The sequence below is a fragment of the Streptomyces sp. NPDC020884 genome, from assembly GCF_044333935.1.
Lineage (GTDB): Bacteria > Actinomycetota > Actinomycetes > Streptomycetales > Streptomycetaceae > Streptomyces.
Map to the genome: position 1 here is coordinate 382,216 of NZ_JBIRRY010000004.1, position 17,650 is coordinate 399,865.

17 protein-coding genes are annotated in these 17,650 nt (G+C 71.5%); 14 read left to right on the forward strand and 3 right to left on the reverse strand.

What is annotated here, in order from left to right; all coding sequences use genetic code 11:
- Positions 1–71: 71 nt before the first annotated feature.
- The 12 genes from ACH4UK_RS15900 (at position 72) to ACH4UK_RS15955 (ending at position 13,336) form a co-directional block, all read left to right on the forward strand.
- A complete protein-coding gene (locus ACH4UK_RS15900) occupies positions 72–1,724 on the forward strand; it encodes an MFS transporter (protein ID WP_398356658.1) in 1,653 nt (550 codons plus the stop codon).
- 81 nt (positions 1,725–1,805) lie between these two features.
- The gene (locus tag ACH4UK_RS15905; RefSeq protein ID WP_398356659.1) at positions 1,806–3,458 is read left to right on the forward strand and encodes an AMP-binding protein; all 1,653 of its coding nucleotides are present in this window, start codon (positions 1,806–1,808) and stop codon (positions 3,456–3,458) included.
- 38 nt (positions 3,459–3,496) lie between these two features.
- The gene (locus ACH4UK_RS15910; RefSeq protein WP_398356661.1) at positions 3,497–3,778 is read left to right on the forward strand and encodes an acyl carrier protein; all 282 of its coding nucleotides are present in this window, start codon (positions 3,497–3,499) and stop codon (positions 3,776–3,778) included.
- Positions 3,775–4,815 carry a hypothetical protein gene (locus ACH4UK_RS15915; RefSeq protein ID WP_398356662.1) on the forward strand — a complete coding sequence of 347 codons (1,041 nt, stop codon included), beginning with the start codon at positions 3,775–3,777 and terminating at the stop codon, positions 4,813–4,815. Before ACH4UK_RS15910 ends, ACH4UK_RS15915 begins: the two co-directional genes overlap by 4 nt.
- Positions 4,812–5,063 (forward strand): phosphopantetheine-binding protein, encoded by a 252-nt coding sequence (locus ACH4UK_RS15920; protein ID WP_398356664.1) that lies wholly within the window; start codon positions 4,812–4,814, stop codon positions 5,061–5,063. The genes ACH4UK_RS15915 and ACH4UK_RS15920 overlap by 4 nt, the downstream gene beginning before the upstream one ends.
- 17 nt (positions 5,064–5,080) lie before the next feature.
- Positions 5,081–5,740: a 4'-phosphopantetheinyl transferase gene (locus ACH4UK_RS15925; protein ID WP_398356666.1), complete on the forward strand. Its 660-nt coding sequence runs from the start codon at positions 5,081–5,083 to the stop codon at positions 5,738–5,740.
- A 14-nt stretch (positions 5,741–5,754) separates the two neighbouring features.
- A complete protein-coding gene (locus ACH4UK_RS15930; protein WP_398356668.1) occupies positions 5,755–6,231 on the forward strand; it encodes a PaaI family thioesterase in 477 nt (158 codons plus the stop codon).
- Between the two features lie 79 nt (positions 6,232–6,310).
- Positions 6,311–7,900 carry a class I adenylate-forming enzyme family protein gene (locus tag ACH4UK_RS15935; protein WP_398356670.1) on the forward strand — a complete coding sequence of 530 codons (1,590 nt, stop codon included), beginning with the start codon at positions 6,311–6,313 and terminating at the stop codon, positions 7,898–7,900.
- Positions 7,901–7,914: 14 nt separating this feature from the next.
- A complete protein-coding gene (locus ACH4UK_RS15940) occupies positions 7,915–9,243 on the forward strand; it encodes a cytochrome P450 (protein ID WP_398356672.1) in 1,329 nt (442 codons plus the stop codon).
- Entirely contained in the window at positions 9,240–10,037 is a 798-nt protein-coding gene (gene thyX / locus ACH4UK_RS15945) for an FAD-dependent thymidylate synthase (protein ID WP_398356674.1), read from the forward strand. The genes ACH4UK_RS15940 and thyX overlap by 4 nt, the downstream gene beginning before the upstream one ends.
- A gap of 51 nt (positions 10,038–10,088) precedes the next feature.
- Positions 10,089–11,090, forward strand: coding sequence for a beta-ketoacyl-ACP synthase III (locus ACH4UK_RS15950; protein WP_398356676.1), 1,002 nt, complete (start codon positions 10,089–10,091; stop codon positions 11,088–11,090).
- Between the two features lie 179 nt (positions 11,091–11,269).
- Complete coding sequence (locus tag ACH4UK_RS15955; RefSeq protein WP_398356678.1) at positions 11,270–13,336, forward strand: phosphocholine-specific phospholipase C; 2,067 nt, start codon at positions 11,270–11,272, stop codon at positions 13,334–13,336.
- 102 nt (positions 13,337–13,438) lie between these two features.
- On the opposite strand, the gene ACH4UK_RS15960 is transcribed toward ACH4UK_RS15955, so the two are convergent.
- From ACH4UK_RS15960 to ACH4UK_RS15970, 3 genes are all read right to left on the reverse strand, one after another.
- Positions 13,439–14,347, reverse strand: coding sequence for a DUF2510 domain-containing protein (locus ACH4UK_RS15960; RefSeq protein ID WP_398356995.1), 909 nt, complete (start codon positions 14,345–14,347; stop codon positions 13,439–13,441).
- Between the two features lie 98 nt (positions 14,348–14,445).
- Positions 14,446–15,138 (reverse strand): response regulator, encoded by a 693-nt coding sequence (locus ACH4UK_RS15965; RefSeq protein ID WP_398356680.1) that lies wholly within the window; start codon positions 15,136–15,138, stop codon positions 14,446–14,448.
- Positions 15,139–15,140: 2 nt separating this feature from the next.
- Complete coding sequence (locus ACH4UK_RS15970) at positions 15,141–16,094, reverse strand: HAMP domain-containing sensor histidine kinase (protein WP_398356683.1); 954 nt, start codon at positions 16,092–16,094, stop codon at positions 15,141–15,143.
- Between the two features lie 247 nt (positions 16,095–16,341).
- Here ACH4UK_RS15970 and ACH4UK_RS15975 point away from each other — a divergent pair, with 247 nt between their 5' ends.
- Both ACH4UK_RS15975 and ACH4UK_RS15980 read left to right on the forward strand, forming a co-directional pair.
- On the forward strand, positions 16,342–16,629 hold the full coding sequence (locus ACH4UK_RS15975; RefSeq protein WP_398356685.1) for a DUF3040 domain-containing protein: 288 nt from the start codon (positions 16,342–16,344) through the stop codon (positions 16,627–16,629).
- Between the two features lie 197 nt (positions 16,630–16,826).
- Positions 16,827–17,579 (forward strand): FadR/GntR family transcriptional regulator, encoded by a 753-nt coding sequence (locus ACH4UK_RS15980; protein ID WP_398356687.1) that lies wholly within the window; start codon positions 16,827–16,829, stop codon positions 17,577–17,579.
- Positions 17,580–17,650: the final 71 nt, after the last annotated feature.

Sequence of the window (17,650 nt, forward strand, 5' to 3'; positions counted from 1 at the left end):
GCATAATCGCGCGCCCCTCGCAAGTGGGCACCTTCGGCATGCACTATTCGAAATACAGGCAGAAGGGTGCCATGGCCAGCAGTGCGACCGCCCCGCTGAATACAGATTCAATCAAGCCCCGATCTCCGGGTCTCGCTGTTGCCATCGTTCTGGTAGCGGCGTTCCTCGTCCTCGCTGACACATCCATCGTGAATGTGGCGGCACCCGTCCTGCAGAGCGATCTGGGCGCCAGCTTCGCCCAGACCCAGTGGGTGGTCGCCGTCTACCAGCTCACCTACGCGGTGCTGCTGGTCACCGGAGGCCGGCTCGGCGACCTGTACGGCCGCAGGCGGCTGTTCGTGATCGGCCTCGTCGGCTTCGTGATCACCTCGGCCGCGTGCGGATTCGCGACCACCGCCCCCATGCTCATCGCGGCGCGGGCGCTCCAGGGCGCGACGGCCGCCCTCATGTACCCGCAGACCCTCGCCGTCATCCAGGTCGTGGTTCCCCTCGAGCGCCGCCCCAAGGCGTTCGCCGCCCTGGGCATGGTCATCAGCGGTGCCACCATCGCCGGCCCGATGATCTCCGGCGTCCTCATCGAACTGGACCTCTTCGGCAGCAGCTGGCGGCCGGCGTTCCTGCTGAACCTCCCCATCGGGCTGCTCGGCGTGCTGGCCGCGATGCGGTATCTGCCCGAGTCGCGTTCGGAACAGGCCCGCAAGCTCGACCTTCCGTCGGTCCTGCTGGTCACCGCCGCGCTCGCCTGCCTCATCTACCCGCTGATCGAGGGCCACGAGCGCGACTGGCCCTGGTGGTCCTTCGCCCTGATGGTCCTCTCCATCCCGCTGTTCGGCGCCTTCCACCTCCGCTGCTCCAAGGTGCACCGGGAGACGCAGTCGGCTCTGGTGCCTCCGTCCCTGTGGCGTGACCGGGCCTTCACCGTGGGCCTGGTGATGTACGTCCTGGCCTACTCCGCCATCGCGTCGTTCTTCCTCTACCAGTCGCTGATGCTCCAGTTCGCCTATGGGTACAGCGCGTTGGCCGTCGCGGCGATCATGAGCCCCTTCGCGATCGGCTCGATGATCGGCTACTACTCCTCAGCTCCCTTCGCCAAGAAGACGAGTGGGCGCGTGGCCGTCACCGTGGGCGCACTGATCTGGGCGACCGGAGTCGCCGTGGTGGGCGCCACCACGCTGCTGGTCGGAAACGGACTCCAGGGCTGGCACTTCGTGCCCTCCTTCACGGTCGCCGGCTTCGGCCTCGGCATCGCCCTCGCCCCCCTCCTCGGAGTGGTTCTGGGTTCGGTGCGCAGCTCGGACGCCGGTTCCGCGTCCGGCACGCTGAGCACCGGCCAACAGGTCGGCGCGGTCCTGGGCGTGGCGCTGGTGGGCGCCGTGTTCTTCGGCACTCTCGCGAGCGCCGGCGAGAACTCGGCGGAGCAGCGGTCCGACACGGTGCGCGCCGCCGTCTCGGCGAGCGCCGGCGCCGACCAGGCGGATCGGCTGACCGAGGCGTTCTCGGCCTGCGTGGTCGCTCAGGGCGACGGCGGCGAGACCTCGGCCGGACCGTGCCACGCGCTGGTCACCGGATCCGACACCACCGTGAAGACGCAGGTCGTGGAAGCCAAGCGCCACGACTACCGGATGGCCTACGCGCTCAGCACCTTCGTGCTCGCGGCAGCCGTCGCCCTGGTCGCGCTCGGCGTCAAGTTCCTGCCGCGCCCCGCGCCCGCCCCCAAGCCGTGAACCCGAGCAGTGAATCCAAGCCGTGAACCCAAGCCGTGAACCCGAGCCGCGGACCCCTGCGGCCAGAACGGACTTCTCGACATGACCGAAACGGTACTGCAGTTAATGGAGAGCAGAGGCGAGCTCTCCTCGCTCACCTTCGTGGAGGAGGACCGCAGACTCTCCCTCGCCGACCTGCTGGCTGAATCCCGGGTGACCGCGGGCGGCCTGATAGCCCAGGGCGCCGCCCCGGGAGACCGCATCGCCTTCATCATGCAGAACGGCAGCGGCTTCCTCAGGGTGCTCTTCGGCGCCCAGTACGCCCACACGGTGCCCCTGTCCATCGCCCTGCCCTTCGGGTACCGAGGTGTGGACGGGTACGTCGAGTACGTCCGCGCCATCCTCGAGGACGCGGACGTCCGCATCCTCGTGGTGGACCCGGACCTGGCGCGGGTACGGCGCGCCCTGGACGCCGCACTGCCCGAGGTCGCCGTCGTGTCGGCCGACACCCTGCACGCGACGCCGGACACCGGCGCGGTACCCCCCGGGGCCGGTGCTCCCGAACAGCTGGCGTACATCCAGTACACCTCCGGCAGCACGTCCCGGCCGAAGGGAGTGGCGCTCACCCAGGCCAACATCATCGCCGGGTTGTACGCCCTGGCCACCCCCTCCGGCACGACCAGCGAGGACCGCTGGGGCCTGTGGGTGCCGCTCTTCCACGACATGGGCATGTTCTGCCTGTTGACCGCGCTGTCCGCGGGAGCCGACGTGGTGTTGTGGCGGCCGCGGGGCGGCATCAGGCGCCCCCTGGACTGGCTGCGCCGGTTCGCCGCCGAGGGGTGCACCCACACGGCCGCGCCCAACTTCTTCGTCGACGCGCTGGTCGAGGCCGTCAAGGAGGACGAGACACCCCCGGAGCAGGCCGACCTGTCGAAGTGGCGGGTCTGGTGCAACGGCGCCGAGCCGGTGAACGCGCACTCCCTCGCGGAGTTCGAGAAGATCTTCCGCCCCTGGGGCTTCCGGCCCCAGTCCATGTGCCCGGTGTACGGCATGGCGGAGGCGACGCTCACGGTGACCTTCCCGCCGCTGGGCCGCGAGCCCGTGGTGCGCTGGGTCGACCGCGAGGCCCTCGCCGACGGGCACTTCGTCCCCACGGCCGAGGGGCCGGGTGCCCGCGCACTCGTCGCGGTGGGCCGTCCGGTGCCCGGCGTCGACGTCCGGATCTGCGGGGACGAGGGACCGCTGCCCGAGGGCCGGCCGGGCGAGATCGAGATCTCGGGCCCTCCCGTGATGCAGGGGTACTACCGCAGGGAGCCCGGGGAGGAGCGCTCGGCGGACGGCTGGTGCCGCACCGGCGACATGGGCGTGATCGCGGACGGCGACCTGTTCATCTTCGGGCGCAAGAAGGACATGATCATCGTCCGGGGCGTCAACTACTACGCGGAGGACACCGAGGCGGTCATCCGTGACCTCCCCGGAGTGTTCCGCAAGCGGTGCGCCGCCGTGCCCGAAGAGGACCATATGGCGCTCGTGGTGGAGACCGCCCTGGAGACCGAGGAGGAGTGTGCCGCGCTCGTGGCCGAGTGCCACCGGCAGATCCGCTCCCGGATGGGGCTCCACCAGGTCACGGTCTACCTCGCCCCGGCACGTTTCCTGCCCCAGACGAGCAGTGGCAAGGTCCAGCGCAACAGGCTGCGTTCGTCTCTCGGCGAGCTCGTCGGCGACGGTGCCACGGGGGCCGGGGGCCAGGCGTGACCACATCCGCGGAACGAAGAACCGAAAGGAGCACGAAGGTGGGGACGACTGTTCCGGTCGACGTCGAGGCGTCGGTCCGTCAGGCTCTCGTGGCCGAACTGGGCATCGAGGCCGACTCCGTGGCGGGGGATGACGAACTCTCCCTGCTGCCCGGCATGGAGTCCGTGAAGCTTCTGCGGATCGTCAGCGCGCTGGAGGAGGTCCACGGCGTCTCCCTCGACGATGACGCGCTGTTCTCCATCGATACCGTGGACGATCTGGTCCAGGTCCTGCGGGGCGGGCGGGCCGCGGACGAGACCGCGGCGGAGTCCGGGCCGTGACCCGAAGAACGGGGGCCCCGGTCGTCGCCGGGCCACGGGGCACGGCCGGGTGGATCGACGCACTGCACCGGATCGTGCCCACCCCCGACCGCTATGTGCGCTACGACACCGAGCGCGACAGCGCCCTGGCCGTCATGCGGTGTTCGCCGGACGTCCTCGATCAGCTGATGCGGGCGGGACTGCGGCACCGTACCGAGGGCGACCGGGTGCTGTTCGACGACAGCGACATCCGGAACGTGGCCGCGGCCTCCGGATCGGGCGGCTCGGTGCTGGAGCTGGTGCAGCGCTATCTCTTCCGCTTCGCGGTGTCCCGACCGGCTGAGTGGATCGACGATCGGGCCTGGGCGATACGGAACCTGGGCGCTTGCCCCGACGTCACGGACTGCCAAGAGCCCTGGGAGTTCGCGCCACTGGCCGCCGAGGACTTCGCGGGGCGCTCCTGGGACGAGCGGACCGTGACCGACGGCGCCGTGGACTCCCGTGGCGCCAGCGTCGACGGGTACCCGCCGCTGGCGGAGTTCAGCGCCACCGTGCGGACCGTCGGCGCCGTACGGAAGGTCCGCGACCAGCTGGTGCGCGACGCCTTCCACGCCTCGCTCGACGAGATGCGCACCGGCCGCATGTACTACCAGGCGATGCCGCCGGCCCTGCGCAACGACCCGGCGGCGGCCCGTGCGAACGGCACGGCGAACTGCATCAGCGTCAGCCTCCACCTGGAGCGGGTCTTCACCGACGCCGGTCTGGAGGCCCGCAGCCGCAAGGGCTACCTGATGGGCATCCTCGGCAGCGACCACTCCTGGGTGGAGGTCCGCGAGGACGGGGAGTGGAAGGTCATCGACCCGGTCTTCGCGCTGCTCGGCCTCCGGCAGGGGGCCTCGGAGGAGTTCGTCGAGTTCTGCCTCGGCTCGGTGCCCAACCGCCTGGTCCCCTGCGACTGCCCCGCGGATCTGGAGACCGTACGTCACACCCACCGGCAGTCACCGGCCCCGACGCGCAACGTGGTGCTGGTCAACCCACTCAAGGAGATCCCTTCATGAACGGCCGCGAATTCCTGGCCCAGTGCATATCCGCGCCCGCGATCCTCGACTCCCTGGCGGACGACGAGGACCTGCGGGAAGCGGGGTTGAACTCGGGTGAGATCGTCCTGGCGGTGATGCGCCTGGAGGAGAGCATCGGCAGGGCGCTCGACGACCACGAGATCGCCTCGGTCACCACGATCGCGAGCATCGACGCCCTCCTGCGTGCGGCCGGCCCGTCGGCCGGTTCCGCGCAGGACGCGGCGTAGCCTCCGGGAACGCGACGGTGGTGGCGGGGACGGTCATGGCGGCGGCCGTCGCGGCAGGTGGCGGACCGCCCGAGGGAACGGTCATCGGGTTGGTCCGGGACGACGAGGGCGCACCCCCTGCCCTCCATGCGGCGGAGCACCGGTTGATGACGGCCCTGCCCGCCGCGCGCCGGGACGACTTCCGGCTGGGCAGGGTGGCGGCCGCACGCTGCCTGACCCGGCTGGGTGCACCGGGCCCCGTACTCGCCGACGGCAGGCTGCCGCGGTTCCCCGACGGCGTCACCGGCTCGATCAGCCATCGTGACGGCACGGCGGTGTGCCTCGCCGCCGCGGGCCCGCGGATCCGCGCGGTCGGGGTGGACATCGAACGCGTGGACGCACTGCCGCTGGCCGCGGCCCGGCTCGTCTGCACGGAGGGCGAGCGCGGCTGGCTGGAGTGCGGGCCGGGCGACGCCGTCCACCGGCTGGGCGCGCTGTTCTCCCTGAAGGAGTCGCTGTACAAGGCGCTCTGCGCGCTGGGGGTGGGCGTCCGTGGCCTGAAGGAGGTCGAGTGCCCGGTGGGCCTCCTTGAGGGGTTCCCGCTCACAGGGCGCTTCACCGTGCGCGGAGTCCGCTTCGAATCCGGTGGCGTGCGCTCCTCACGATCCGTACTGACCTGGGCAGTTGCCCGCACCTGATGTAAGGACGTCTCATGCGCAGCTACCACCGGCTCCTGGACAGGATCGTCGCCGGCGAAGCCGGCCCCCCTGCCTTCGCCGAGGCCCTTCGGCTGCCCCGCCCCGATGGATGGGCGGACGGCCGGGTCTGGGGCAGCTGGGACGTGGACCCGGTCGTGGTGGGACCCGGCGGAGTGTTCGGCGGGTACCTGGCAGCCGTCGCGGACAGCTTCTCCGGGATCTGCATGTATACCGTTCTCGAAGAAGGCCAGTGGCTGGCCACCCGGGAACTGACCCTGCGTTTCCTGCTGCCGGTGACCGGCGGCCGCGTCCGTACCGAGTCGGCCGTCGTACGGAGCGAGGGCCGGCGCGTCTGGGTGGACACGGTGTTCACCACCGACGACGGCCTGAAGGTCTGCACGGCGCAGGCGGTCCAGGTCGTCATACCCGCGAAGAAGCCCGTCGATGAGGCTCGGCCGTCGGCGCCCCTCCCGGCCCGAGCGCTGCCCTAGGACCTGTCGTCAAACTGCCGCCTGCCCGGCCCGCCATCCCCGATCATCCCGCCCGACCGTACCGTTTGGAGACGCCGCCATGTCCGTACGATCCAGTGAGGCCCTTCGCATCGGCGAGCTGTTCGACATGGGTGCCGAGCAGCACCCGAACAGCCACATGACCCTCGACCACACGCTGCGCATGTTCCCCGAGTCCGGGACCAGGATCACCTTCCGTCGGCTCGCCGACCACGTGGCCGAGATATCCGCGCGCCTCACCGCGGCGGACGTCCGGGCCGGCGAACACGTCGTGCTCTTCGCCTCCAACACCTTCGACCTGGTGCTCACCGCCTGCGCGCTGGCACGGTCCGGAGCGGTGCCCGTGCTGCTCTCGCCGCGGCTGGACGGTGACGTGGTGGCGCAGCTGCTCGCCAAGTTCGACGAGCCGCCGCTGCTCCTCACCGACGCCGACACCCTGGGCGGCGCCCTGGAGGGCGTCGACCTGTCCGGGGCGGCGAGCCGGGTGCTGCTGATCAGCGGTGCGGCCGAGGGCCACACCCGCCTGGAGGAGTTCGCCGGTGCGCCGCTGCGGGCGCCGGTGCGCGCGGAGGCCGACGCCCCGAGCCTGGTGACCCACACCTCCGGCACCACGGGCCTGCCCAAGCTCGTGCAGCAGTCCGCCAGCAGCCTGTGGTGGCACCTCAAGCCCCAGCTGAAGACCGCCAAGATCATGCGAGCCAAGGAGACCCGCGCCGTCTGCGTCTCCCTGGTGCACGCCCGGATGTGGCCCCTGCTCTACATCGTCATCTCCCGCGGTCAGCACACCGTGGTGCTCACCGACCCGGATCCCAAGAAGGTCGCCGACCTCTTCAGCGAGACCCGGCCCGGCCTGCTGGAGGCGCACCCCAACTGCTTCATCCAGTGGGAGAAGCTGGCCGACGACCCGCGCGGCCCGCTCTCCAGCATCCGCTACTTCATCAACACCTTCGACGCCATGCACCCGCGGACGATGCGCATCCTGCTCGGCGCGAGCAAGCGCAGAATGCCGGTGTACATCCAGGGGTACGGGCAGTCCGAGACCGGCCCGATCTGTCTGCGCCCCTACACCCGCAAGCTGGTCGAGACCGCCGACGGCCGCTGCCTGGGGCACACCTTCCGGGGCATCACCGAGGTGAAGATCGGCGAACCGCTGGCGGACGCCCCGGGGCCCCAGAAGATCGGCCCCATCCTCGTCCGCACCCAGGGCCACAGCCTGGGCATCATCGGCGGGGCCGAGCAGTTCGCCGAGCGCTTCGCCGGTGGCTGGTGGCGCATGGGCGACCTGGGCTACCGCAGCAAGTGGGGCTGTGTGCACCTGCTGGACCGGGAGATCGACCACATCGACGGCGTGGCCAGCAGCCTGCGGGTCGAGGACACGCTGATGGAGCGGCTGCCGCAGCTGACGGAGATGGTCCTGGTGGGCGACGAGAAGGGGCGTCCCATCCCGGTCGTCTCGACCCACGACGACGAGCCCCTCGACCTCAGGGCCTGGGAGCGCGCGGTGGCCGATCTGCCCACGATGGCCGCACCGCTGCACTGCCGCTGGAACGCGATCCCCATGACCTCCACGTGGAAGGTCCGGCGGCAGGCCCTGAGCACCCTGGTGACCGATGGCGCGCTGCCCCTCGTGGGCGCCGCGGCCAAGGTCTGACCAGAGGCGCCGAGATGACCATCGAAACGTCCGCCGCCGCTCCCGCGGCCGCGCACGCCGTACCCGAAGTCGACCTCTTCTCGCAGGAGTTCACCGCCGACCCGTTCCCGGCCTACGCCCACCTGCGCCGCTCGGCGCCGGTCCACTACGACCCGGCCACGAAACTGTGGCTGGTCAGCCGGGACGAGGACATCCGCCAGGTGCTCCTGGAACCGGCCACCTACCGCAACGACAACGCGCTCGGCTCGGTTGTGCCGCTGCGGCTGCCGGCGCTGCGGATCCTGGACAGGGCGGGGTTCAAGACCCTGCCGCCCGCGCTGTTCAACAACAGCGGGGACACCCACCCGGTGCTGCGCGGGGCCGTGCTCAAACTGTTCAGCGCCCAGCAGGTGCGCGCCGCCCTGCCGATGATCGAGCGGGTCACCCATGAGGAACTCGACCTCATGGCGGCCGAGCTCGCCACCACCGGGCGCCACGACTTCGCCCAGGGCCCGGCGCGCAGGATCCCGGTCCGGGTCATGCTCGAGATGCTGGGCGTCCCCGGGGACGCGCGCGTGGACATCGAGACGGTCGCCGACTGGACGGACGCGTTCATCACCCTGTTCTGGGGACGTACGGACAAGGACCGGCAGCGGGAACTGGCCCTCCAGGTAGCCGATTTCTACACCTGGCTCCGCGACCTGGCCACGCGCCGCGACACGGACGACTCCCTGGCCGGCGCCCTCGCACGGGTCCGGATGCCCGACGGGTCCCCGGTGTCCCCGGAGGTCGCCGTCGCCGTCTGTTCCAACCTGATGGTCGCCGGTCATGTGACGACCTCCCAGATGATCAGCACGGCGGCCTACCGCGCCCTGGAGCGCGACGGCCGGTGGCGCGCGCTGGGCGAGGACCCCGGCCTGGCCGAGGGGTGGACCGAGGAGACCCTGCGCCGGGAGCCGTCCCTGACGGCCTGGCGTCGGGTCACGAGCCGGGCCACCGCACTGGGCGGCGTCGAACTCCCGGAGGGGGCCGAACTCCTCCTCATGTTCACCAGCGCGGGCACCGACCCCGAGGCCTACGAGGAGCCGGAGCAGATCTGCCCGATGCGCAAGGACGGACGCGGGCACCTCGGGTTCGGCCTCGGCCGGCACCGCTGTCCGGGCGCGGAGCTCGCACGGGTCGAAGGCCGGGTGGTGCTGAGCGCGGCGGCGGCGCGCTTCCCGGACCTGCGGCTCGCCACGCCGGAGCGCCCGCCCTTCCTCGAACTGGTCTCGTTCCGCGCCCCCACGCGTCTGGAGGTGACGCGGACCCTCTCCCGTGCCCAGGGACATCCGTACGCGGCGAAAGGCAGCACAGCACCATGAAATCGGTGGAACCCGAGGTCTCCGTGATCGCCAGGCCCGCCCTCGACCTCGAGGAGATCTCCTCCTACCTCCAGGAGATCGGAGGTGAGGAGTGGCTGGCCCGGCTCGACCAGGGCCGGCTCGACGGCGATCTCAACGACGCGCAGACCCTGGCCGAGGTCGCGGGCCGCATGTGCTATCGGTCGTGGGAACCCGGACTCAACCCCAACGTGAAGCGCGTCCGCACCGACCAGGCGGTCTATCTGCGCAACATCCTGTCGAGCGCCCACGGCTCGGTCCTGGAGCACGTCAACTTCACGTTCGTCCTCAAGGACGTGAGCCGGGTCCTCACCCATGAGCTGGTCCGGCACCGGGTCGGCACCGCGGTCTCCCAGGAGTCGCTGCGCTTCGTCCGGCTCCAGGAGATCCCGTTCTGGCTGCCCGACTGGGCCCAGGAGGACGCGGAGCTCATGGAGCGGGCGAGCGAGGTGCTCACGGAGCTCGAACGGTTCCAGTCCTGGATGGCCGACCATTTCGGGCTGGACGACGAGGGCGTCGCCTTCGGGGAGAAGAAGCACAAGACCTCGTTCATGAGGCGCTTCGCCCCGGAGGGGGTGGGGACGAGCCTCGTCTGGACCGCGAACATCCGGACGCTGCGGCACACGATCGAGTCGCGGACCGCACCGGGCGCCGAGGAGGAGATCCGCCTGGTCTTCCACAAGGTCGGGGAACTGATGCGCGCGGAGGCCCCGGCACTGTTCAGCGACTACGAGGTACAGGAGGGGGCCTGGGTGCCGGAGTGGCGGAGAGTCTGATCACGCCGCGCCGCAGCGCCGGTCCCGTACACCGATCCTTTGGAAGGTGCCGTGAAACCAGAGATCGCCACCCCGGTCGGGGTACGCCACGCTCGCATTCTCGGGGTGGGCGCCTACCGGCCCCGGCGCGTTGTGGGCAATGACGAGGTCTGCCGGTTCATCGACTCCACGGACGAATGGATACGCCGGCGGACCGGCATCGTGACCCGCCGGTGGGCCGAGCCGGACGAGACCCTGGAGGCGATGGGCAGCGAGGCGGCGGACAAGGCCATGGCAGCGGCCGGGACCGACCCCGCGCAGATCGACTGCGTCATCGTGGCCACGTTCACCCATCTGATGCAGACCCCGGCCGTCGCCGCGCGGATCGCTCACCGCACGGGCGCCACCCGCGCGGCGGCGTTCGACGTCTCGGCGGGGTGCGCGGGCTTCGTGCACGGCGTGGCGCTCGCCGCCGACGCCGTCCGGGCCCGCGGTGGCCACGTCCTGGTGGTGGGCGCGGAACGCATGACCGACCTGCTGAACCTCCACGACCGCTCGACCGCCTTCATCTTCGGCGACGGCGCGGGGGCCGTGGTCGTCGGCCCTTCGGAGACTCCCGGAATCGGCCCGGTGGTCTGGGGCGCGGACGGCTCCCAGGCGGACGTCATCAGCCAGACGGAACCGTGGACCGCCCTCAGGGGCGCCTCCGACGCCGCGTTCCCCTCGCTGCGCCAGGAGGGCCGGAGCGTCTTCCGGTGGGCCGTCTACGAGATGCCCGAGGTGGCGCTGCGAGCGGTCCGTGCGGCCGGCCTCGGGGTCGAGGACCTGGATGTCTTCATCCCCCACCAGGCCAATGTCCGCGTCATCGACGCCATGGCGTCCCGCATCGGTTTCCCTCCGGAGGTGACCGTCAGCAAGGATATCGTCCACAACGGGAACACCTCGGGTGCGTCGATTCCGCTGGCCATGGAGGCGGTGCTCGGTTCCGGTGATGCCAGGAGCGGCGACACGGCGCTGCTGCTCGGCTACGGCGCGGGCCTGTCCTACGCCGGGTGCGTCGTGGCGCTGCCCTGAACCGCCGTGATGCTCGGTCACGGCCTGTGCGACCGGCCCGAGCTCCACCGCGGCCGGCGCGCCCGTGCCCGGCGTACGTCCGGCGTTAACCGATCCGTCACGACCTCTTCCGTTCTGTTCGATTCTCTTGGAACATCCTGTTCGCTTCTGTTTCCGACTCTCCAAGAGGCCCCTCACTCATGGCTGATATGAATCGGCGCCGCTTCTTCCAGATCGCCGGTGCCACCGCGGGATTCGCCGCTCTGTCGGGCAGCATCGACCGCGCCGCCGCCATCCCCGCCCATCGCGTCTCCGGGACGATCCAGGATGTCGAGCACATCGTCGTCCTGATGCAGGAGAACCGTTCCTTCGACCACTACTTCGGCGCGCTGAAGGGCGTGCGGGGGTTCGGGGACCCGCGGCCCGTGACGCTGCCGAGCGGGAAGCCCGTCTGGCACCAGGCCGATGCGGCGGGCAAGGAGACCCTGCCCTTCCACCCGACCGCCGACGACCTGGGGATGCAGTTCCTCCAGGGCCTCAACCACGACTGGGCGGGCGGCCACCAGGCGTACAACGACGGGCGTTACGACCGTTGGATCCCGGCCAAGACGCCGACGACGATGGCCCATCTGACGCGGGACGACATCCCCTTCCACTACGCGCTCGCCGACCGCTTCACCGTGTGCGACGCCTATCACTGCTCGTTCATCGGGGCCACCGACCCCAACCGCTACTACCTCTGGTCGGGGCACACCGGCAACGACGGCACCGGCGGCGGGCCCGTCCTCGGCAACGAGGAGCGCGGCTACGGCTGGACGACGTACCCCGAACGGCTGGAGGAGTCCGGGGTCTCCTGGAAGATCTACCAGGACATCGGCGACGGCCTGGACGGCCCCGGCGGCTGGGGCTGGATCGACGACGCCTACCGGGGGAACTACGGCGACAACTCGCTGCTCTACTTCGACAAGTACCGCAACGCCCAGCCCGGGGACCCGCTGTACGACAAGGCGCGCACCGGTACGAACGTGGCCGGCGGCGACGGCTACTTCGACGGGATCGCCGCCGACGTCCGGGCCGGAACACTGCCGCAGATCTCCTGGGTGGCCGCGCCGGAGGCCTTCACCGAGCACTCCAACTTCCCCTCGAACTACGGCGCCTGGTACATCGCGCGGCTGCTGGACGCGCTGACGTCCGACCCCGAGGTGTGGAGCCGGACCGCCCTGTTCATCACCTACGACGAGAACGACGGCTTCTTCGACCACGTCGTGCCGCCCCACCCGCCGACCTCCGCCGACCGGGGCCTGTCCACGGCCGACACCTCGACCGAGGTGTACGCGGGCGGCTCCTCGTACGGCCCCGGTGTCTACGGACTCGGGCCGCGCGTCCCAATGCTGGTCGTCTCGCCCTGGAGCACCGGCGGCTATGTCTGCTCCGAAACCTTCGACCACACCTCGGTGCTCCGGTTCATGGAACAGCGCTTCGGGGTGCGCGAGCCGAACATCTCGCCCTGGCGGCGGGCCGTCTGCGGCGACCTGACCTCCGCCTTCGACTTCGCCCGGACCGAGCCGGCCCCCGGCGACCTGCCGGACACCTCCGCCTACGAGCCCCCGGACCGCGAGCGGCACCCCGACTACCGGCCCACCCCGCCCGCCGTCGGATCGCTGCCGAAGCAGGAACCGGGCAGCCGCCCCGCCCGGCCGCTCCCGTACGCCCCGTACGTCGACGGCGCCGTCGACGCGGGCACCGGGAAGATCGCGCTCACCTTCAGCCCGGGGACGGCGGTCGGCGCGCAGTTCTACGTGACCTCGGCGAACCGGACCGACGCCCCGTGGACGTACACCGCCGAGGCGGGCAGGACGATCGCCGACGCCTGGAACTCCGCCTACTCCGGCGGCGCCCACGACCTCACCGTTCACGGCCCCAACGGCTTCCTGCGTACGTTCCGGAGCCCGGGTTCCACGGTCGGCCCCGAGGTCACCGCCCGCCACAACGACGGGAGCGGCCAACTCGACCTGACCCTCACCAACCCCGGTGACACCGAGGCCCGCCTCACGCTCGCCAGCGCCGACGCCTACGGGGGAGCGGAGCAGACGGTCACCGTCCGGCCCGGCGCCACGGTGTCGCGCACCGTGGACCTGCGGGCGGGCAAGCGCTGGTACGACGTGTCCGTCACGGCCGAGGGCGACCCGGTCTTCCTGCGCCGCTTCGCCGGCCATGTCGAGACGGGGGCCGTCGGGGTCAGCGACCCGGCAACGATCACGGGCTGAGCGTCGGGCCCGGACCGACTCCGGTCCGGGCCCGACGTTCGTGCTGTGCTGCCTGGTGCTGTGCTGTGCTGTGCTGTGCTGTGCTGAGCTGTGTTGTGCGGCTCAGACCGCGCCGCCGGCGCCCCCTCCGGCGCCGGACGCGGCCTTGATCCCGCGGGTGATCTCGTCCAGGACGGACAGCTTCGGCGCGTCCTTGTTGATGTCGAACCCGGACCGGACCACGACGAGCATGTCCTTGGAGGCGGGGGAGGGGAACACCAGCGATTCGACGTAGCCGTCGTCGCCCTTCTCCGTCACCACCTTCCAGCGCACGACATAGCCCTTGCCGCCCGCCACCGTGACGGCCTCGGACTTCAGCTCCTCGTGCGAGGTGACCTTCCCGTAGCTCTTTCCCCCGTAGGACTCCGTGGCGTTGAGGGAGATGTCCTTCTTCGCCGCTTCCTCCGCCGTCCCCGCGGTGAGCTTCATGGCAGCAGCAGGGGCCGAGAACACCCCGCCGCGCACACAGGTCTCGGCGGTGTCGCCGGGGCAGGGGTGCTCACCCGTCGTCAGTCCGGCACCGACCGCCCCGGACGTTCCCTTCCACTCCTTGGGCACCGGAAGGCTGATCCCGGAGGCCAGGTCCGTGGCGAAGCCCGGCTCGGTCGGCGGGAGCTGCTGGTCGGGCCCCTGGCCGTCGCCGTTCTCCCCGCCGTCGCCCTCGCCGCGCTTCTCGCCGTCCTTCCCGTCGCCCCCCGGCGCGCCCGGCGGGTCGGGGACGGCGGAGGGCGAGGAGGCCGCGGTGTCCGGCCGGCCGTCGCCGTCCTCGCCCAGCAGATACACGCCACCCCCGATAGCGGCGAGCACCACCACGCCGACCGTCACGCCGACGCCGATACGGATGCCGCGACGGCGCGCCGCGCCGGGCGACGCGCGGACATGGCCGGTCCACTGCGCTCCGTCCCACCAGCGTTCCTGAGCGGGGCCATTGCCTGAGTGCCCGGGGTCTGGATGCCAGCCGGGCGGGGTCATCTGGGTCACGGAGGCACCTTATGCGGACCGGGTGAGAATCACATGAACTGCCCGCGCCCGCGGGCCGGTGAACGCCCGCCCGTCCGCCTCGCCTGGGCTCAGGGCTCGATCAGCCCGGCGCGGATCGCGTAGCGGGTCAGCTCCAGACGGTCGCGCAGGCCGAGCTTCTGGAGCAGGTTGGCCCGGTGCCGCTCCACTGTCTTGACGCTGATGACGAGCAGCTCGGCGATCTCCTTCGAGGAGTGGCCCTCGGCGACCAGCTTGAGGATCTCCTCCTCGCGCTCGGTGATGGCCCGCGCCGGCAGGTCCTCGCCGTCCTTGGCCCGGTCGAGGAAGTTGCGGATGAGCGCGGTCACCGCGCCCGGGTAGAGGAACGGCTCGTCGCGCATCGCCGCCCGGCAGGCCTCGACGAGGTCCCGGTCCGCGACCGACTTGAGGACGTACCCGGCCGCCCCCGCCTTCAACGCCTCGAAGAAATACTGCTCGTTGTCGTACATCGTGAGCATCAGGATGCGCAGACCCGGCAGGACCCGGGACAGCTCGCGCGCCGCCTGGAGGCCGGTCAGGCGGGGCATCGCGATGTCGAGAATGGCCAGGTCGGGGCGTTCGCTGCGGGCCATCTCGATGGCCTCGGCGCCGTCGCCGGCCTCGGCGACGACCGTCAGGTCCGGTTCCCCGTCGAGAATCAGCCGGACGCCGCGCCGCACGAGGGCGTGGTCGTCCGCCAGCAGGATGCGGGTCGGAGCGGCGGGACCCGGGGCGGGCGTGGCGATGGAGGGTGAGGTGGGCATGGTCACTTGCTTCCGTTCGGGACGGGCACATCGAGACGGACTTCGGTGCCGCCCCACGGGCCGGGACCGAAGAACACCTCGGCGCCGATCAGCAGAGCGCGCTCGCGCATCCCGCGCAGGCCGGCCCCCTCGGGGGCGTCCCCGAGACCGCGGCCGTCGTCGCGGATGAGCAGCTCCACCCCACCGGGGCCGCGGCGCAGGGAGAGTTCGAGCCGGGTGGCGCGGGCGTGCCGGACCGTGTTCGTGAGGGCTTCCTGCGCGATCCGGTAGACGACCAGCTCGGCCTCGGCGCCCAGCTCCGGCAGGTCCTTTTCCGTCCGGCGGCGGATCGTCAGGCCGTCCGGCGTCGGGGTCTCGGTGATCAGCGCCGCCAACGCGCTCACCAGTCCCAGTTCCTCCAGCACCCCGGGCCGCAGCCGGCGCGCGATCCGGCGGATCTCGTCGAGCGACCCCCGGGTGATCTCCTGGACCTGCCGCAACTCTCCGCGCAGCGGCTCCGGGGCGTGGTCGGCGACCCGTTTGAGCTCCAGCAGAACCGCGGTCAGGGTCTGCCCGACCTCGTCGTGCAGCTCCTGGGCCACGCGGCGGCGCTCGGCCTCCTGGGCGGAGAGCGCGCGGGCGCTGCTGGTGGCGCGCTCGGCCTCCAGCCGGTCCAGCATCGTGTTGAACGTCTCGATCAGCGCGGCGATCTCACCGTGCCCCGCCACCTCGGGGCGCGGGCTCGGACGCAGCAGATCGGTGGTCGTCATCGCGCGGGTGACCCGCTGGAGCGGGAAGAGGCCGAGCCGGAGCAGGGCCGCGTTGGCCGCGAGCATGAAGGCGATGCCGCCGGTCAGGATCATGGCCTCGGTCAGCAGGACCGGGGTGGAGATGGTGATCGGCCCGAGCAGCAGCAGGGCGCCGGCCGCGACCAGCACGGCCGCGTTGAGCAGGAAGATCCGCCAGAACAGGGACAAGGGCGAACGGCTCCTTCGGGGATCGGGTCGTGCGGGCGCGGTGCCAGCCTCCACTATCGCCGCTGCGCACGCACGCCCCGTCTGCATGGTGCGCACCCCCGGATATGGGTGCTGCCCCCGATGGCCCCCGGAGGCCCTCGCCGACGACCATGAGGTCCAGGGCCCCGGGGGGCCCTGCCCCGTGCCGCACCGCGGGGAGCCGGGGCTTCAGGAGCCGAGAGGGTTTCCGTACCGGGAGGGAGACATCATGCCCACGTACGACGAGCGGCTGCGTGACCTCGAGGAGCAGCTGCGCCACGACGATCCCGGGTTCGCCGAGGCGATGTCCGGCGGGACCCCGCGCACTCCGCGCGAGTACCGCCGCCGCAACGCCTGGCTCTGGCTCGCCGTCGGGCTCGCCGCACTGGGCATCGGCATCGCCGTGGGCCACGGTCTCCTCATCGCGGCGGGCCTGGTCGTGTCCGGAGCGGCGGCGCAGCTCTTCGATCCGCAGCGCGGACGCCTGCACGGGCGGGACATTCCCAGCGCCCGCTGACCCCCGCCGTCCGTTCCCGGCGGTGCCCGCATGCACCCGCCCCACCGGCCCCCTTCCGGCCGGCGCAAGGCCCCGTCCGCACCTTCGGACGGGGCCTTCGCGCGTACTGGGGAGGAACCGACCTGTGTGAGGTCCGACCACATGCTCGGTGTGACATAGGCTGCATGTCCGGATCCGGACGAAGCAGGGAGTGACGGATGCCCGTCGAATGGCAGCCCGTGCGGCAGTCCCGTACCCATGAGCTCGTGCTCCGCAGCATCGAGGAACGGGTCGTCGCCGGAGAGCTCCGGGCCGGCGACCGGCTGCCCCCCGAACGGGAACTGGCTCCGGTGCTCGGCGTCAGCCGCTCCGCCCTGCGCGAGGCGCTCCGGGTGCTGGAGACCATCGGCGTCCTGGTGGCCCAGCCCGGCCGGGGGCCCGACGCGGGGGCCCGGATCGTGCGCAACCCGGACGATGCCCTGGGCCGGCTGCTCCGCCTGCACTTCGCCCTCGGCAGCTACAGCCTCCAGGACGTGCTGGAGGCCCGGGTGGTCCTGGAGCGGTCCAGCGTCGAGGCCGCGGCCTGTCACGCACCGCCGGAGGATCTCGACGAGGCGCAGGAGCTGGTGGCGGGCATGGCGGAGCCGGGAATCGGGGTGAGCGGCTTCAACGATCTGGACACCCGCTTCCACGTGCTCATCGCCCGCAGCTCCGGCAACGCCCTGACGTCCACGCTCACCTCCGCCGTACGCGAGTCCGTGCGGCCGCTGATCCTGCGCGCCCTGGAAGCCGCCGAGGACTGGCCGGCCACCGCGCGCGCCCTCAACGCCGAGCACCGGGACCTCCTCGCGCTGGTGCGGGAGGGGCGGGGCGCAGAGGCCGCGGACCTGGTCGAACGGCACATCCGAGGACTGCACGGGACGCTGGTCGAGGGACCCGTCGCACCGCGGGAGGGGCCCGGCGCGCCGTAGGGGTCGGGCCGGCTCGCCACGACACGCACGGTGCGCCGGCGTTCCCTTCAACGGCCTGCGCCTAGTATGGT

What these genes read in the sequence shown, in the direction of transcription:
- ACH4UK_RS15900 (WP_398356658.1), top strand. Translation starts at nt 72, where the DNA reads ATGGCCAGCAGTGCGACCGCCCCGCTGAATACAGATTCAATCAAGCCC.
- ACH4UK_RS15905 (WP_398356659.1), top strand. Translation starts at nt 1,806, where the DNA reads ATGACCGAAACGGTACTGCAGTTAATGGAGAGCAGAGGCGAGCTCTCC.
- ACH4UK_RS15920 (WP_398356664.1), top strand. Translation starts at nt 4,812, where the DNA reads ATGAACGGCCGCGAATTCCTGGCCCAGTGCATATCCGCGCCCGCGATC.
- ACH4UK_RS15930 (WP_398356668.1), top strand. Translation starts at nt 5,755, where the DNA reads ATGCGCAGCTACCACCGGCTCCTGGACAGGATCGTCGCCGGCGAAGCC.
- ACH4UK_RS15935 (WP_398356670.1), top strand. Translation starts at nt 6,311, where the DNA reads ATGTCCGTACGATCCAGTGAGGCCCTTCGCATCGGCGAGCTGTTCGAC.
- ACH4UK_RS15940 (WP_398356672.1), top strand. Translation starts at nt 7,915, where the DNA reads ATGACCATCGAAACGTCCGCCGCCGCTCCCGCGGCCGCGCACGCCGTA.
- thyX (WP_398356674.1), top strand. Translation starts at nt 9,240, where the DNA reads ATGAAATCGGTGGAACCCGAGGTCTCCGTGATCGCCAGGCCCGCCCTC.
- ACH4UK_RS15955 (WP_398356678.1), top strand. Translation starts at nt 11,270, where the DNA reads ATGGCTGATATGAATCGGCGCCGCTTCTTCCAGATCGCCGGTGCCACC.
- ACH4UK_RS15960 (WP_398356995.1), bottom strand. Translation starts at nt 14,347, where the DNA reads ATGACCCCGCCCGGCTGGCATCCAGACCCCGGGCACTCAGGCAATGGC.
- ACH4UK_RS15965 (WP_398356680.1), bottom strand. Translation starts at nt 15,138, where the DNA reads ATGCCCACCTCACCCTCCATCGCCACGCCCGCCCCGGGTCCCGCCGCT.
- ACH4UK_RS15975 (WP_398356685.1), top strand. Translation starts at nt 16,342, where the DNA reads ATGCCCACGTACGACGAGCGGCTGCGTGACCTCGAGGAGCAGCTGCGC.
- ACH4UK_RS15980 (WP_398356687.1), top strand. Translation starts at nt 16,827, where the DNA reads ATGCCCGTCGAATGGCAGCCCGTGCGGCAGTCCCGTACCCATGAGCTC.